Source organism: Pontibacter flavimaris (assembly GCF_001907195.1).
Lineage (GTDB): Bacteria > Bacteroidota > Bacteroidia > Cytophagales > Hymenobacteraceae > Pontibacter > Pontibacter flavimaris.
This window is the reverse complement of sequence record NZ_LVWA01000010.1, coordinates 417,986-435,084: the sequence shown is the minus strand read 5'-3', so window position 1 is coordinate 435,084 and position 17,099 is coordinate 417,986. Positions and strand designations below refer to the sequence as shown.

Here is a 17,099-nt window from a genome sequence, read left to right as displayed (position 1 = left end):
GGTGCTGTGGTCGCGGCCGCCGAAGTGGTAGCCGATGGATTTGAGCGAGTGGCTGGTGAACTCCTTGGCAAAGTACATGGCCACCTGGCGCGCCGTCACGATCTCCTTCTTACGCGTTTTGGCTTTCAGCGAGTCCAGGCTTACCTGGAAATACTCCGCCACGGTTTTCTGGATGAAGTCGAGGTTCACCTCCGTCTCCACGTCCTCAATGATATGCTTCAGGGCCTGCTTGGCAAGCTCCAGGTCAATTTCTTTTCTATTGAGCGATGACTGCGCGATCAGCGAGATCAGCACGCCTTCCAGCTCACGCACGTTGGTATCCACGCTGTAGGCCAGGTACTCCACCACGTTATCCGGAATGTCGATGCCGTCGCTCTGCATTTTCTTGTGGATGATGGCCATGCGCGTCTCGAAGTCCGGGCTCTGCAGGTCGGCCGTCAGGCCCCACTTAAAGCGCGACAGCAGGCGCTCCTCCAGGCCCTTCAGGTCGCGTGGCGGGCAGTCCGAGGTCATCACGATCTGCTTGCCCGACTGGTGCAGGTGGTTAAAGATGTGGAAGAACATCTCCTGGGTCTTCTCCTTACCGCTCAAGAATTGCACGTCGTCGATGATAAGGATATCCACCAGCAGGTAGAAGTTGGCGAAATCCTGCACGTTGTTCGTCTTCAGGGACTCGATGAACTGGTTCACGAACTTCTCCGACGACACGTAGAGGACAAACTTCTCGGGGTTGCTGTTCTTGATGTTGTTGCCGATGGCCTGCACCAGGTGCGTTTTGCCAAGGCCCACGCCACCATAGATCATGAGCGGGTTAAAGGAGGTCGTGCCCGGCTTGTTGGCCACGGCATAGCCTGCCGAGCGCGCCAGACGGTTACAGTCTCCCTCGATGTAGTTCTCAAAGGTATAAGCCGGGTTCAGCTGCGAGTTCAGGAAGTTCCGGTCGATCGTCTTCGACTCAAACGGGCTCTTGATGAAGTTCTGCTCCGGCCGGTAAGAGTTTACCACGGCCTGCGGTATCTTCTTGGTGGGGATATTAACGGTCTGCGGCTTGTTAGATTCATTCCCCCTATCCACAATGATAGAGTACTCGAGGCGGCCCTCACTGCCAAGTTCCTGATAAATGACCTTTTTCAGAAGCTGCACATAGTGCTCCTCCAGCCACTCATAAAAGAACTGGCTGGGCACTTGTATGGTAAGTACGCCGTCGCGCAGGGATACAGGTTTGATTGGCTCGAACCAAGTCTTAAAACTCTGTTCGCCAATGTTTTCCTTTATCACCTGCAGGCAGTTATGCCATACAGTTGAACAGTCTTTGATCATCCAATTTTCCAAAACTACATAAGATATGGCTGGTGTAACAAATGGCTCCTTTGATTGGCAGGGGGTTACAAATTTGATCAATAATCTGTAAACAAAAAATTATTTTTTCACGAAGTTGTTACAGGTCTGTTTACAGGCACGGCGGCCGTTCTCACGCCCGTTTTTTGTCTTGTTTTTTTGCTGAAACTAAAATCCAGGCGCCCCAGGAAAATTCCCGACCAACCTACCTGGTTCACAAGCGTTTCGTGGCCAGAGGCGTGGCGCACCACTTCCGGCTGGTCCAGGAACGTATGGGTGTGGCCGCCCAGGATCAGGTCGATGCCCTCCACCTGCCGGGCCAGTGTTACGTCGTCGATCTTGCCATCGTCATATTTGTAACCCAGGTGAGAAAGGCACACCACCAGGTTACACTGCTGGTTCTGGCGCAATTCCTGTACCATTTCGCGGGCCGTATCCAGCGGGTCCAGGTATAATGTCTCGCCGTAGTTGTTCTGGCTCACCAGCCCCGCCAGCTCGATGCCCAGCCCAAACACGCCTATTTTTATACTTTGTTTCTCGAACACCTTGTAAGGCGCGAACCGGTTTTGCAGGATGGTGTTGCTGAAGTCGTAGTTGGCGCTCAGGAACGGGAAGCGGGCGTGCGGCAGCATTTTCTCCAGCCCCTCCAGGCCGTTGTCGAAGTCGTGGTTGCCCAGCGTGGCCGCGTCATACTTCATCTGGCTCATGAGTTTATACTCCAGCTCGCCACCGAAGAAGTTGAAGTAGGGCGTACCCTGCCAAATATCGCCGCTGTCGAAGAGCAGCACGTTGGGCTCCTCTTTGCGGATCTGCTCGATCAACGTGGCGCGCCGGGCCATGCCGCCCATGCCGCCATACTTTCGTCCGTCATCCGGGAAGAGGTCGATGCGCGAGTGCTGGTCGTTGGTGTGCAGGATGGTGAGGGTTATACGTTGCGCCGCCTCGGCCGTGAACGGCATGCCCAGCAGACTGACACCAGCCGCCCCTGCTATCGTGGTTTTCAGAAAGTCTCTTCTTCTCATCTTCTAAAGTATACTTTAAGGGAGGATGGTGACGCGTTTGCCTGTCTCGGCGGTTACGGGTTTTCCGGCCGCTGCGAGCTGGCGTATCTGCTGCAGGATGGCCTCGCGCAGCAGCAGGCCCAGCCGCTCGGTTTGCACCGCGTCTTTGAGCATGTTCAGGTTATCGCCGCCGCCGGCCAGGTAATCAGACGTTACCAAAGTATAAGTTCGGCCCATGTCAAAAGGCTTGCCATTGATCCTGATGTTGGTGGCCTTGCCGTTTTGCACGGTGTAGGTCGCGTTGCCAATGGGGGCAAACTTCTTCTCTGCGGCGTAGTCGAACAGCTGCTTTACCGTCTCGCCTTTCAGCGTCAGCACCACCAGCTCGTTCTCGAAAGGCATGAGTTCAAATATATTCCCGGTGGTGATCTCGCCCTCCGGCAGCGGCACGCGCAGGCCACCATTCGTCGTCAGCGAGAGGTCGATGGGCTTTTTGTAGAGCGGCTCGGCCTGCGCCAGTTGCAGGTCCACCACAAAGTTACCCAGCGGCGACTCATACTCTCCCTTGACCAGCGCCACGGGCGCGGTGCCCACCACTTCCGACATTTTCTGGGTTACTTCCTCACGGTACGGGCTAATCTGCGCCTCCAGTTGCGGGTCGGCGGAGAGGGTTTTATCAACCGGCACATCAGTAGTGCCCAGGGAGGGCGAGGCTGCCCAGGGGCGCTGGCAGCCGGCCATACTTAGCGAGAGCGCCAGCACAGTCAGGACTTTGGAAAAGTGGTTGTTCATACTTCTGGTCAGTATCCGGCTCTAAAGGTAGCAGCCTCCCCAACATGAACCAAGCGGCATAGGTTCGGGCCGGGCGGCCATGAGCGTTATTTAAAAATATTTGTAACTATTCCAATATTATACTTACACATGTCGTTTATACTATGTAACTTGATCCTAAACCTCCTAAACCTCCCTCCTATGAAAACCAAATTGTACCTCAGCGTGTTAGCATTCCTCCTGCTGCCCATGCTTGCGCAGGCCGTTCATGTAATGAGTGGCCACATTAGCTACACTGTGGACGAACAGAACCCGCTAAAGTATAACTTTACACTCAAGCTTTATACTTCGGCCTGGTCCCAGGCGCATGACGTAATGGTGAACATGCACATGGGAGACGGCAATATAGTTGAAGTACCCCGGGCAAGCTACGTTCATTATAGCAGAAACTATCACACGCCTGCCTTTCACTGGAGTTATACTTATGGGCAGGAAGGGGATTACACGGTAGCCTGGATAGGTCCTAGTCGCAGCAGCCACATCGTAAACCTCCCGGAGCAATCGGACACCACCAGAACTTACATTTATACTGAAGTAAGGGCCAGAGCCCTCTTGAGCAACAGACACTCTGTTAACCTTGCCGGAGTGCCTGTTTTTGAGGCCTATGTGGGTGAGGACATGACGCAGAATTTCTTGGCATACGATGCAGACGGAGACAAACTATTTTACACCCTGGTTGCCCCAAAAACTGCAACCTTAACAGGAGGGGTGGTCACCGTTCCCGGCTACCAGCACCCGGAAGGGCTGACGATAAACGAGTATGGAGAACTCAGATGGGATAACCCTACCATAAAAGGGCAATATGAGGCCTCTGTGCATATTACTGAGCAGCGCAATGGTATTGTAGTGGGTTCCACCGTAGTAAAAATCACGCTACACGTGGATGACCGGGCAGGGCAGCCGCTGCTGACACTGCTGAATAAAGATCAACTATCCGTACGGGAAGATGGCTCTATTCAAACTTGGCCAAACCAGTCGCTGAAGCTTGAATATTACCTACAGAAGCGCACGGAAGCAGAACAACCCCTGTTTGCCAGGCACTTCAGCGAGATAGATACGCTAAACCTTACGGAGGCCATACTCTCCGTCCGAGATACTGTAAACGGGCTTGCGCTAACGCTTACCTTTACCCCTACCCCCGCTATGGAACGTACCTCCCCATACCTTATCGGAATCCGGGGCCGTGCCACTGACTACGAAAATACAGACCTATGGCCCGATACCTACGAGGGGTATTACATAGACGGGGGGTATTACATAGAGGATGATTGGGATCTCGTTTACCTATACGTTGGAGAACAGCAACCCACCGCTGCGGACGATGCACTGAAAAAGGCCGGGTTTATACTTTACCCGAACCCTGTAGGCGATCAGTTTATGGTAGAGGCCCCGGACATGCCGGGCATGTTTGTGCACCTTTTTGACGCCACCGGTAAAAGGGCAGGCGCCCTGAAGCTAAGGCCGGGCAAGAACCATTTCCTCAAACCCGCGTCGCTTTCAGGTGGTTTATACTTTTATACGATCTACAGCCGCCACAGGCCCGTGGGCAGCGGAAAGCTGGTGGTGCGGTAGGGAGATAAGCAGGTGGTAGCAAAATAATACTTGCTCTAAAGGTAAATTTGTTATAACTTTTATCTCACTTTCCTTCCATCTCACTTAAACTACTTTTATGATCAGAACCAGTATAAAACTCCTTGCCCCCGCCCTGATGCTTCTGCTTGCCTCAGGCACTAGCGAAGCACAGTCCATACTATCGGGCAAGGGTACTTCCATGCCAGCTTATATTGGTGAACTTGCCACTAACGTAGGCACCGGCCTTGGCCAGTACCGTTCCGTGCGCACCGATGCCCTGGATGTGATTACCCCTACCACCATTGGTAACGTGTACCTGACGGAGAACTGGGTATCGGGAGAGCTTTTCATCACGCTTAACCGCTTGCTGGAGTCCAATAGCTTCAAGTATGATATTGAGAACAACCAGTTTCTGATCAATTCTGAGAAGGTGGCAGAGCCGACCCCGGATCAGCTTCGGGTAATTAACAGCACGGTAGTGGATGCCTTTAAGCTAGCAGACCCTGTACTGGGCGAGCGGCTTTTCATCAATGCCGTAAATGCTGGCCTGACGATAGAAGGAAAGCCAGCCACGGGTTTTATGGAGGTATTGGTGAGTGATGAGGGGATGAGCCTGTTCCGAAAGACAGACACTGAAAAAATCAGCGCGAACTATAATGTGGCCTTTAACGCTGGCGACAAAAATGACCGCATCGTGAAGAAAGAATCCTTCTACATAAAAAATGCGGGCCAACTGAACCTGATAGAGATCTCCAGGAATAAAAAGCAGAACCTTGCCCTCTTTGGGGATAAACAGAATGCCATGCAGGTTTTCCTCAAAAAGAATAACACCGACTTTACCCACGCCCCCGACCTGGTGCAACTGGTGAGCTACTACAACTCGCTCAAGTAAGTATAAACCCATCAATGGCAGCCGCAACGGCTGCCATCGCGCTTCTATGAAGTATAGCACCCTTCCTCGTTTTAGCTCTCCAGCATACTTTACGCCCCAGTCTCCCGTACAACCTACCATGCTTCGGAAATGGAAAGAATTTGTGCGCAAACTGAAGGAGGATATTTATACCCTGTACCTCGCCTCCAAGGACCCGCGCATGCCCTTTGCCGCCAAGGTGATAGTCGTACTGACAGTAGCCTATGCCTTCAGTCCCATCGACCTGATCCCGGACTTTATCCCGCTGCTGGGTTACCTCGACGACCTGCTGCTGCTGCCGCTGGGCATCTGGCTCTCCATTAAGCTTATTCCGCCGCCGCTGCTGCACTATTACCAGCAACAGGCCCGTGAGCGGATCCACGAGCGCCAGCCCAATTATGTGATGGCCGGCGTTATAGTTATACTTTGGCTGCTGCTTGGTTTTTGGGCATACCACGCTTACCGGCAGCGGCTGGGTTAAAGTATAGCAGGAAGCTGATATAGCACCCGGGCGGCCATACTTCGTAAAGTATAAAACTCTATCTTTACACCAAATCAGAATAAAAGCATGATGACTGACGAGCAGCAAAACCAACAGCGCCTGTTTGCCGAGTTCACCCCGGGCACAGCGGCTGATTGGGAGCAGAAAGCACGCAAGGACCTGCGCGACACGCCCCTGGAAAGCCTGATCTGGCACACCCACGAGGGCATCGACATAAAACCATACTATACCCGGGAAGATATTGCCGACCTGCCCTTCACGAAGCAGAAGCCTGGCGATTTCCCGTTCCTGCGGGGCGATAAGACCGGCGACAACAGCTGGCTGAACGTGCAGCAGGTGCAGGCGCAGGGCAACGGCCATCATGCGATTGAGAAAGCTGCCGATGCGCTGCAAAGAGGTGCCGACGGGATCTACTTCGTGGTGCACCAGCAGGAGCTGTTTGATGTGGAGCATCTGGTGCGCCGGATAGACCTGGGCAAGTATAGCATCAGTTACGAGGTAAAAGAGCAGCCGGACCGCTTTCTGCAGCGGCTGTATGCAGAGTTGGAGCGATGCAACGTGTCGCACCGCAACCTGAAGGGCTTCCTCAACTTCGACCCCATCTCGGTGCAAAGCAGCATAGACCACGAAGAGAGCCGGGACTTCATCAAGATACTGGAGCTAACCAAGGACAGCCCGGACTTTTACGGCGTCACCGTGAACGGCACCAGCTTCAGCAGCATCGGCGCTTCCGTAACCCAGGAACTGGCATATACCCTGAGCGCCGCCGTGGCCTATCTCGACAGGCTGACAACGGCCGGTGAGCCGCTGGAGTCGGTGCTGCGCAACATGCAGTTCGTGATAGCCTCGGGCACCAACTATTTCTTCGAGATTGCCAAGCTGCGCGCCCTGCGCCTGCTGTGGGCCACCGTGGTGGAAGCTTATAAAGCGGAACCGGCACTGGCCGCCAGCCTGCGCATCCACAGTGTTACCTCCAGCTGGTACCAAACCACCCTGGACCCGTACGTGAACATGCTGCGCACCACCACCGAGGCCATGTCGGCCGTTATCGCCGGCTGCGACTCGCTCACCGTCTCCCCCTTCGACAGCACATTTAAGCCCTCGGATGAGTTCTCGGAGCGCATTGCCCGCAACGTGTCCATCATACTTAAAGAAGAGGCTTACCTGGACAAATCCATCGACCCCGCCGCCGGCTCCTTCTACCTGGAGTCGCTGACGAACGCACTGGCGCAAAAGGCCTGGAACCTGTTTCAGGAAGTGGAAAGTATGGGAGGCTTTGAGGAGGCTTACAAACAAGGATTTATACTTGGCTCCATCACTGAGGTGAGCCGCCGCAAGTTCCGCAACATAGCCACCGGCCGCGAGGTGCTGGTGGGCACCAACAAGTACCCGAACCCGAAAGAGAAAGTCTCCTTCGACCCGGAGGAACTGATACAAAGCGCAGACTTCGACACCACCCGCGCCGCCTACCCAACCGAGGTGATGCGCATGGCCACCGAACTGCATCTGCGCAAGCGCCAGCGCCGCCCTAAAGCCATTGTGGCGCTTATCGGCAACTCGGAGCAGCGCCAGGTAAACGCCTCTTTTGCGCAGGAGTTCTTCACCTGTGCCGGTTTTGAGACGGAGGTGGAGCAGTACGCCTCTGTTTCTGAGGCATCCGACCGGCTGTTGCATGCCGCAGCCGACGTGGTGGCCGTATCTACCTCCGAAGCAGCCTACGCCCGCGAGTTTAACCCAAAGCTGCGCCACCACGATGGCAAGCCGCTCGTGCTGCTGGCCGACGACCCTAAGCACCTGAAAGAGGAAATGATCGCCCACGGCTACGACGAGTTTTTATTCGAGGATTGCGACGTGAGCAACATCATGCGGATTGTCCACCAGAAACTGCACGGAGAAGTTAATGACTGAATGAGCGAATGAGTGACTTAGTGAATGTTTTTTAATGCTTGAGTACTCGTTCTAAACTATAAAAAGTATAACTGAATTTTGATGAGCGACTGAATTGATGGAAAACTCACTCATTCACGCAATCACTCATTCATAATTAGACTATGAAGCCTGACTTTTCGAATATTGATATAAGCAAGGTAGCCGCCGCGAAGCACGGTCCGAAAGACCCGCTGCAGCCGAAGACCTTGAAAACGCCGGAGCAGATAAAGGTGAAAAGCTTTTATACCTCGGAGGACGCCGCCCACTTTGAGCACCTGGGTTTTGCGGCTGGTTTGCCGCCCTACCTGCGCGGACCGTACAGCACCATGTATGTACAAAAGCCCTGGACCATCCGTCAGTATGCCGGTTTCTCCACAGCCGAGGAAAGCAACGCCTTCTACCGCCGCAACCTAGCTGGCGGGCAAAAAGGCCTTTCCGTAGCCTTTGACCTGGCTACGCACCGCGGCTACGACTCCGATCACCCCCGCGTGGTAGGCGACGTGGGCAAGGCCGGTGTGGCGATTGATTCGGTGGAGGACATGAAGATCCTCTTCGACCAGATTCCGCTCCACGAGATGTCAGTGTCAATGACGATGAACGGGGCCGTGCTGCCGATCATGGCCTTTTACATTGTGGCCGCCGAGGAACAAGGCGTGAAGCCGGAGCAATTGAGCGGTACCATCCAGAACGACATCCTGAAAGAGTTTATGGTGCGCAACACCTACATCTACCCGCCGGAGCCGAGCATGAAGATCATTGCCGACATCTTTGCCTATACTTCTCGGAAGATGCCGCGCTTTAACTCTATCTCCATTTCGGGCTACCACATGCAGGAGGCCGGCGCCACTGCCGACCTGGAGCTGGCTTATACCCTGGCGGATGGCCTGGAGTACGTGCGCACCGGCTTAAGGGCAGGCATGGACATCGATGATTTCGCACCGCGTTTGTCATTCTTCTGGGCTATCGGCATGAACCACTTTATGGAGATTGCTAAGATGCGCGCCGCCCGTATGCTGTGGGCCAAGCTCATTCAGCAATTCAACCCGAAGAATCCGAAATCGCTGGCGCTGCGCACGCACTGCCAAACCTCTGGCTGGAGCTTAACCGAGCAGGACCCCTTCAACAACGTGACCCGTACCTGCGTGGAGGCCCTGGCCGCTGCCCTGGGCGGCACGCAAAGCTTGCACACCAACGCACTGGACGAAGCCATTGCGCTTCCCACCGATTTCTCCGCCCGCATTGCGCGTAATACTCAGATTTACCTGCAGCAGGAAACCAACATCACCAAAGTGGTAGACCCCTGGGGAGGCTCCTACTATGTGGAGGCGCTCACGCACGAGTTGGCGCACAAAGCCTGGGCCCTGATCGAGGAAGTGGAAGAGCTGGGCGGCATGGCCAAAGCCATCGAGACAGGCCTGCCGAAGATGCGCATCGAAGAGGCCGCTGCCCGCAAGCAGGCCCGCATTGACTCGGGCAAGGACATCATCGTAGGCGTAAACAAGTATAGACCAGAACAGGTACAGGAAATCGACATCCTCGACATCGACAACACGGCGGTGCGTGAGTCGCAGCTGCGCCGATTGGCAAGTATAAAAGGGAGCCGTGACGGAGAGGCAGTAGCCAAGGCATTGGAGGCATTAACGGCAGCAGCGCAATCCGGGCAGGAGAACCTGCTGGAACTGGCCGTGGAGGCTGCCCGCCACCGCGCCACCCTGGGTGAAATTTCCGATGCCCTGGAGAAAGTATTCGGTAGACATAAAGCAGTTATCAGAGCCATATCAGGAGTGTATTCAGCAGAAATAACCGACGACGAAAACTTCCAGCGCGCTAAGAACTTAGCCGATCAGTTTGAGGCACTCGAAGGCCGCCGGCCCCGCATCATGGTCGCCAAAATGGGCCAGGACGGCCACGACCGCGGCTCCAAAGTAATCGCCACCTCCTTTGCCGACCTCGGCTTCGACGTGGACATTGGCCCGCTATTCCAGACCCCGGCCGAAGTAGCCATGCAGGCCGCCGAAAACGACGTGCACGTAGTGGGTGTATCCTCGCTGGCAGCCGGCCACAAAACGCTGGTACCGCAACTGATTGAAGAACTCCGCAAACTAGGTCGGGAGGATATCCTAGTGATTGTGGGCGGCGTGATTCCGGCCCAAGACTACGACTTCCTGTTTAAAGCCGGTGCTTCGGGTGTGTTCGGACCGGGAACGATCATATCGGTGGCCGCACAGAACATTCTGGAGAAGCTAATCAACTCAGTTAAGAGTTAAGAGTTTAAAGTTAAAGGTATAAATCCGCAGCTGAACCAAATCAACTGCGGATTTATTGTTTCTGGCGCGGAGCTAGGCTCCGTGACAAACTATAAAAGCGAATCTGTGATTCGCAGATTTGTTCAAATGGTGCGTGCGAATCACAGATTCGCCCTTATGAGTAGGCACGGAAGGGACTTCCGCGCCAGGTTCTGTAACTATACTTTATAGTTGAACGTGCTTTAAGGCATGAGCGAAAAGTATAAACCCAACGATGCAACTGGTATCTACTTTATCACGATATCAGTCGTACAGTGGGCCGATGTGTTTACCCGTCGGGAGTACTGTGAGGTTATTTGCGACAGTCTTGCCTACTGCCAGAAGGAAAAGAATCTAACCCTCTACGCCTGGTGCATCATGACAAATCACTTGCACCTGATCTGCTCTTCTCCCACTTTAGCGAACACCATCAGGGATTTTAAGAAGTATACAGCCAAAGAGATCTATAAAGCTATTCAGCAGAACCCACAGGAAAGCAGGAAAACCTGGCTTTGTTGGTTAATCAAATCGGCAGGTGAGATAAGCAGCAAGCACGAAGAGTATAAATTCTGGCAGCCAGGATACCACCCTATACTTCTGCAGAACAACCACATAGTGGATCAGAAGCTTAACTATTTGCATAGAAACCCTGTTACAGCAGGCTTTGTAGAGGAGCCGGAGCATTGGTCCTACAGCAGCGCAAAAGATTACGCCGGAGACAAAGGCCGCCTTTCCATCACCTTCCTCCAATAAGGCTTTTTCTGGGACGGAAGTCACTTCCGTGCCTCGGCTATAAAAACCGAATCTGGGATTCGCATACGAAACAATCCCCTTTCCCACTGGTTTACCCTGCAAAATCACGTACTTCACCCCATGAAATTAAAACACATCCTCATTGCCCTCTCCGTAGCCCTCCTTGGCTGGTTCATCTACGACACCATGTCCATACCCAGTGTAGATGATTTGGAAGGGGATTTCAAAGAGGTGGCTTTTTACCGGAACGAGAACAACACCGGCCCTGTGGTCAGGGTGTATGCCGTAACCGTGGACGACACGCTGTGGGAGCAAATGCAGACTTACGGGGAGTACATGCCGCACACCAAGTATGGCAACACCAAAGTATACTTTTTCCTGAAAGACAAGCCCTTCCCGACAGAGGTACAGCCCGGCGAACGCACCTTCGAGGCACGATTTCAAGAATTTGCTGTAGCCAAATATGAAAAAGATGCCATGAGCCAGGTTTCGTTTGTGCGTTACCCGTTCGAGTAGTATACTTGCCGCCTTGCCTCTGTATTCCGTATGAGTAATGAATCACTCATATATTAACAGAGCAAGATATGAAGTATACTTTTAGCACTTTAACTTTTAGCCTTCTGTTACTATTACCGTTTACCTTTGTTGTACAGCCGCTGCGGGCGCAGGAGTTGTACAGGCCGGAGCAGGATTTAGGCGAGTTGTTTGAGCAGGTACAGCTGCAGCATGTGTTCCCGGATTCCAAAACGTTTGCGGATGCCGTGCCGCTGGCCCCGCCCACGCAAATTCTGGAGGCTTACAGGCAGCAGCAAAACCAGCCTGGCTTTAGCCTGGAGGCTTTTGTAAAGGCATATTTCCGGCTGCCCACCCAGCCAGAAACTGGCTTTATCTCCGATACCAGTCTTTCGGTAACACAGCACATAGAGCGCCTCTGGCCCGTGCTTACCCGAGAGCCGGGTGCCGACGGCGGTTCCCTGATTCCGCTGCCGAAGCAGTACATTGTGCCGGGTGGCCGCTTCCGCGAGATCTACTACTGGGACAGCTTCTTTACCATGCTCGGCCTGCAGGCCAGCGGCGAAACGGAGCTCATCCAAAGTATGGTCGATAACTTCACCCACCTGATCAACACCCTCGGCCACATTCCCAACGGCAACCGCACCTATTACCTGAGCCGCTCACAGCCGCCGTTCTACGCGCTTATGCTGCGGGTGCTGGCACAGCAAAAAGGCCGCGAGGTGCTCAAAACCTACGCCCCTGCCCTGCGCCGCGAGTATGATTTCTGGATGGACGGCGCGGACCAGCTATCAGCCGCTAACCCAACGCACCGCCGCGTGGTGCGCCTGCCGGATGGCAGCATCCTCAACCGTTACTGGGATGATGCGCCGGAACCAAGGCCGGAGTCTTATCGCGAGGATGTGGAGCTGGCGCAGGCGTCGGGCAGAAACCCGGAAGAAATATACCGCCACCTCCGGGCCGCCGCCGAGTCTGGCTGGGATTTTAGCAGCCGCTGGTTTGCCGATGCCCAAAACCTCAGTACCATTCATACTACCGAAATCATCCCCGTAGACCTGAACGCGCTGCTCTACCACGTGGAACTGACGCTGCAGGAGATGGCCGTGCTGAACGGCAACAGAAAAGAGGCCAGGGAGTTCGAGCGCCGCGCCAAAGCTCGTCGCGATGCCCTGCTAAAGTATACCTGGAGCGAGGAGGCGGGCTTCTTCTACGACTATGACTTCGTGAAAGGCGCTACCACCAATATCCCTTCGCTGGCTGCCGTGTTCCCGCTGTACTTCTGCATGGCCAAAAAGAAGCAGGCAGCTGCCGTGGCCCAAAAGCTGGAGGAGGATTTTCTGCAGCCGGGAGGCCTGACTTCCACCCTGCACCGCACCGGTCAGCAATGGGATGCGCCCAACGGTTGGGCGCCGCTGCAGTGGATGAGCATACAGGCCCTGCGCAACTACAAGCACGACAGGCTGGCCGACACGGTGGCGCAGCGCTGGGTAAGGCTGAACGAGGCCGTCTTCCAGAACACGGGCAAACTGACGGAAAAGTATAACGTGGTGGACATGGGGCTGCAGGCGGGCGGCGGCGAGTATCCCAACCAGGACGGCTTCGGCTGGACGAACGGGGTGCTGCTCAAGCTTGTTTCGCTGCAACCACAGCTGCTGAAGGCAGAGCTTCAGGAGCTGGAGATGCAGGAGTAGCGTCATCATACTTTGCTGATTTCATACTTGAAGAGGTGCTGTTTACGGCACCTCTTTTTCATTTCCAGCCCGGCAGCAGTTAGACCTCTACAACAGGGCTTCCCCTGCAAGCGTACAAAAGACCTGTACAAACGTTAGAAAGCTATGATGACCAAAAGTATAAGAATTGCCACCACTGCTTTATTTGCAGGGTCCCTCGTCTTTTTGACTTCCTGCGAGAGTGGCGCCAATAACACCGAGATGCCGCCTGAGTCAACACAGGGAGAAACACAGGAAACAGGCGCCCCCATCGATGGTGATAAACCAGGAACAGGCGCCGACTCTGCCAACGTAAACGATGTGCTGGCTGGCGAGGAAGACACCACTGCCAATCAGTAACAAAGTATAAAATCGGATGGAGAAAGCAGGTGAAGGCCTGCTTTTTTCTGTTTGGGGCAGGTGTCATACTTCTTTTTTGTAACTGTAGATTCTGCCTGGCACTCCTTTTGTACTTTCCGCCACAGTAACACGTTTACCAAGTGATATGATCAGACTAAGACACTTTGCAGCCGCCGCCATACTTACCCTCGGCAGCTTTGCCGCACTGGCGCAGGGCGAACGCAACAACTGGTACTTCGGCAAGGGGGCCGGCATCATTTTCAAGGGAGATTCTGCCATCGCCACCAACAGCAGGCTCTTTACCGAAGAAGGCAGCGCCACCATTTCCGACGCAGCCGGCAACCTGCTGTTCTACACCAACGGCATCACCGTCTGGAACAGTGAGCACCGCGTGATGCCCAACGGCAACGGGCTGATGGGCGGCAAGTCGTCCACGCAGTCGGCGCTTATACTTCCCAAGCCCGGCAGCGAGAGCATCTACTACATCTTCACCACCGATATCCAGGCGCAATCCGATGGCCTGCGCTATACCGTGGTGGACATGGCCAAACAGGAAGGCAAAGGCGACATCACCTCGCGCAACAATTTCCTCATCGCGCCTGCCACCGAGAAACTCACCGCCGTGCGCCACAGCAACAACCGCGATTGGTGGGTGATAGCGCACCGCTGGAACAGCAACGGCTACATGGCCTTTCTGGTGAACAAGGATGGCGTGGAGACGAGGCCGGTACTGAGTATGGCGGGCACCGTGCATGGCGGCGCTAACCGCAAAGCCATCGGCTATTTAAATGCCTCCCCGGATGGCACCAAACTGGCCTCCGCCCTCTGGGATGCCGACAGCAACTTCGAGATCCTGAACTTCGACCGCAGCACGGGCAAAGTATCCGACCCCATACTTCTGAAAGGCTTTGAAGAGGCTTACGGTGTGGTCTTCTCTCCGGACGGCAGCAAGCTTTACGGCACGGCCAACGGCATTGGCGGGGGCAAGGCCCAGATCGTGCAGTTCGACCTGAAAGCCGGTGGTGCAGACGCTATAGCCAAATCAGCGGTAGTGGTGGGTACCTCTAAAAGCCCGCGCATCGGGGCGCTGCAGGTGGGGCCGGACGGCAGAATCTACGTGGCCCGCCAGGACAACTCCTACCTCGGCGTCATCAACAACCCAAACGCCAAAGGCGAGGCGGCTAACTATGTGGACGACGGCTTCCATCTGGGCAAGCATAAAAGCGACCTGGGTCTGCCGAATTTTGCGCAGGGCCTCAGCAAGTAAAGTATAAACTACAAGTATAAGTAGGGCTGGCTCCTGTTCCGGGGCCGGCCTTATTTTTTATACTTTGCCGGATGTTTTATACTTTGGATGGCGCAGCAACCTATAAATCTTATTTTTGTAAAAGAGTAAGATCCGCTAACCAAACCCCACCGCCTTGGCCAAACGATTTAGCCCCGAGAAGTATGTTGAAGGCATTTTAGCTGGCGACCGCGTGATGCTGAGCCGTGCCATTACGCTGGTGGAGAGCCGCCTGCCCTCTGACCTGGAACTGGCGCAGGAGGTGGTCAGCCAGGTGCTGCCGCATGCCGGCAACTCCATCCGCATTGGCATAACCGGCGTGCCGGGCGTGGGCAAGAGCACCTTTATTGAGGCTTTTGGCAATTACCTGATCAAGGAGCAGGGCAGGAAACTCGCCGTGCTAGCCATCGATCCCACCAGCCAGCGCTCGGGCGGCAGCATCCTCGGGGATAAAACCCGCATGGACTCGCTTGCTACAAACCCACAGGCCTTTATTCGTCCTTCCCCGGCGGGAAAGTCGTTGGGAGGAGTGAGCCGCAGCACCCGCGAGAGCATTATACTTTGCGAGGCGGCAGGCTTCGACGCTATTTTTGTGGAGACCGTGGGCGTGGGCCAATCTGAAACGGCGGTACACGCCATGGTAGACTTTTTCCTGCTGCTGATGCTGGCCGGTGCCGGCGACGAGTTGCAGGGCATCAAGCGCGGCATCATGGAGATGGCCGACGCCATTGCCATCACCAAAGCCGACGGCGAGAATGTTGCCAAAGCAAAGGGCGCCCGCGCCGAGTACCAGAGCGCTTTGCACCTCTATCCGTTGGGTGCCTCGGGTTGGTCGCCCAAAGTAAGTACCTGCTCGGCCTTGGAGAATACCGGCCTCGACACGATCTGGCAAACGATTAGTGATTACCTGAAACTCACCAAAGGCAACGGCTTCTTCGAGAAAAAGCGCCACGACCAGAACCTGCAGTGGATGTACGAGGCCATACGCCAGGGACTGGAGGATAGTTTTTTTGCGCAGGAGCAGGTAAAGCAGCAACTGCCCGATATAGCCCAACAGGTGAAGAACGGCCAGAAATCTGCCTTTGCCGCTGCAGCGGAGTTGTTGAAATTAGTATAAAGTTTGAGTTTCAGGATCAACTACTCTGTCTCCCCTGCACCCAAGAGGGGAGGTTTCACTCCTCCCCAGCCCTCCCTTAAGAACAGGAGATGGAGCTTCTGCAGCACTTGTTCCAACCACCCCTACCCCTCAGAGCTACGCTCGCTACCTTCGAACTCGCGTTCTCGATAGTCCAAGGAGGGGAATCCGCTTTTACTCATACCAAAGTATAGATTTCATAGCTGCTGATACAGTGCGGGCAGGTCGCGACCTGTCCCTACAAAGTATAGATTCCCCTCCTCGGCGGGGCTGGGGTGGGGAATCTATACTTGATCCTTTCCCTGTCATCTCGAGCAGGGCGAGAGATTTATCTGGAATTCTCAAGAGATCTCTCCCGTAGGTCGAGATGACAAAAAAGGCGGCTATCGAACCTGTTCCTAGGCTTTGCCTCTGCAGTACCGAATCCAACCACCCCTACCCCTCCTTATCCAAGGAGGGGAGCTCTGTTCTGGCTCCGTCAGACCTAGCTATCGAACTGAACCCAGTCCTTGGGTTGAGCGCCTATGCGAGTTTTTCTGGTGCCCGGAGGGCATTGCGACGCAGGAGCAAAGGAAAAGCTCCCAGCGCGATGCCCGAAGACGAGCCCTCTCGGGCTTGAGAGCACCAAAGTATGAAATGAAACGGTAGGTTTGTGGGAACTACAGGGTCAGCGGATGCTAGAAAGTATAGCTTGTATCAATTGGAAGGAAGCAGCGGCTTGGAAAAAATAACCAGCAAGTATAAAAGTAAGGCGCTTCGAGCCAGTCGGGTTGAAAACCCAACGAAACCAAAGACACGGGCTGCAAACCCGCGCCAGCGGAAGTATAGCCAAATAATGAGTAAAGTATGAAAGGCACAAGCGGACGCTTGCGCCAGAAGAGAAACAGCAACTGACAAGTATCGCAGAAGCATAAATCGCAAACAGCAGCTCGAAAGTATAAACTCCTGCAAAAACGAAAGCAGCCAGCCCATTTCT

The 17,099-nt window shown here is 54.5% G+C and carries 14 protein-coding genes; 11 read left to right on the top strand and 3 right to left on the bottom strand.

From position 1 onward, the window contains the following. The 3 genes from dnaA to A3841_RS17335 all read right to left on the bottom strand — a co-directional run. Positions 1–1,320 (bottom strand): chromosomal replication initiator protein DnaA (gene dnaA / locus A3841_RS17345; protein WP_073854209.1); only part of this gene is annotated, 1,320 nt, incomplete at its 3' end. 107 nt (positions 1,321–1,427) lie between these two features. Further along, entirely contained in the window at positions 1,428–2,360 is a 933-nt protein-coding gene (locus tag A3841_RS17340) for a bifunctional metallophosphatase/5'-nucleotidase (RefSeq protein WP_073854207.1), read from the bottom strand. A gap of 15 nt (positions 2,361–2,375) precedes the next feature. Further along, the gene (locus A3841_RS17335; RefSeq protein ID WP_235861459.1) at positions 2,376–3,131 is read right to left on the bottom strand and encodes a 5'-nucleotidase C-terminal domain-containing protein; all 756 of its coding nucleotides are present in this window, start codon (positions 3,129–3,131) and stop codon (positions 2,376–2,378) included. Positions 3,132–3,311: 180 nt separating this feature from the next. Between A3841_RS17335 and A3841_RS17330 the strand changes: the two genes are divergently transcribed. From A3841_RS17330 to meaB, 11 genes are all read left to right on the top strand, one after another. Beyond that, the gene (locus A3841_RS17330) at positions 3,312–4,742 is read left to right on the top strand and encodes a hypothetical protein (RefSeq protein ID WP_073854205.1); all 1,431 of its coding nucleotides are present in this window, start codon (positions 3,312–3,314) and stop codon (positions 4,740–4,742) included. Positions 4,743–4,839: 97 nt separating this feature from the next. Next, a complete protein-coding gene (locus A3841_RS17325) occupies positions 4,840–5,634 on the top strand; it encodes a hypothetical protein (protein ID WP_073854203.1) in 795 nt (264 codons plus the stop codon). A 118-nt stretch (positions 5,635–5,752) separates the two neighbouring features. Continuing rightward, a complete protein-coding gene (locus A3841_RS17320; protein ID WP_073854201.1) occupies positions 5,753–6,133 on the top strand; it encodes a YkvA family protein in 381 nt (126 codons plus the stop codon). 87 nt (positions 6,134–6,220) lie between these two features. Continuing rightward, the gene (locus A3841_RS17315) at positions 6,221–8,062 is read left to right on the top strand and encodes a methylmalonyl-CoA mutase subunit beta (RefSeq protein ID WP_235861455.1); all 1,842 of its coding nucleotides are present in this window, start codon (positions 6,221–6,223) and stop codon (positions 8,060–8,062) included. 143 nt (positions 8,063–8,205) lie between these two features. Next, positions 8,206–10,350, top strand: coding sequence for a methylmalonyl-CoA mutase (scpA, locus tag A3841_RS17310; protein WP_073854199.1), 2,145 nt, complete (start codon positions 8,206–8,208; stop codon positions 10,348–10,350). 228 nt (positions 10,351–10,578) lie between these two features. Then, the gene (locus A3841_RS17305) at positions 10,579–11,121 is read left to right on the top strand and encodes an REP-associated tyrosine transposase (protein WP_073854197.1); all 543 of its coding nucleotides are present in this window, start codon (positions 10,579–10,581) and stop codon (positions 11,119–11,121) included. Positions 11,122–11,241: 120 nt separating this feature from the next. Beyond that, a complete protein-coding gene (locus tag A3841_RS17300) occupies positions 11,242–11,637 on the top strand; it encodes a hypothetical protein (protein ID WP_073854195.1) in 396 nt (131 codons plus the stop codon). 68 nt (positions 11,638–11,705) lie between these two features. After that, positions 11,706–13,325, top strand: a complete 1,620-nt coding sequence (gene treF, locus A3841_RS17295) for an alpha,alpha-trehalase TreF (protein ID WP_083610407.1) — start codon at positions 11,706–11,708, stop codon at positions 13,323–13,325. A gap of 144 nt (positions 13,326–13,469) precedes the next feature. Then, the gene (locus A3841_RS20100; protein ID WP_139308001.1) at positions 13,470–13,703 is read left to right on the top strand and encodes a hypothetical protein; all 234 of its coding nucleotides are present in this window, start codon (positions 13,470–13,472) and stop codon (positions 13,701–13,703) included. 145 nt (positions 13,704–13,848) lie between these two features. Then, a complete protein-coding gene (locus A3841_RS17290) occupies positions 13,849–14,970 on the top strand; it encodes an NHL repeat-containing protein (RefSeq protein ID WP_073854193.1) in 1,122 nt (373 codons plus the stop codon). 154 nt (positions 14,971–15,124) lie between these two features. After that, on the top strand, positions 15,125–16,105 hold the full coding sequence (gene meaB, locus A3841_RS17285; protein ID WP_073854191.1) for a methylmalonyl Co-A mutase-associated GTPase MeaB: 981 nt from the start codon (positions 15,125–15,127) through the stop codon (positions 16,103–16,105). The last annotated feature ends 994 nt before the right edge of the window (positions 16,106–17,099 follow it).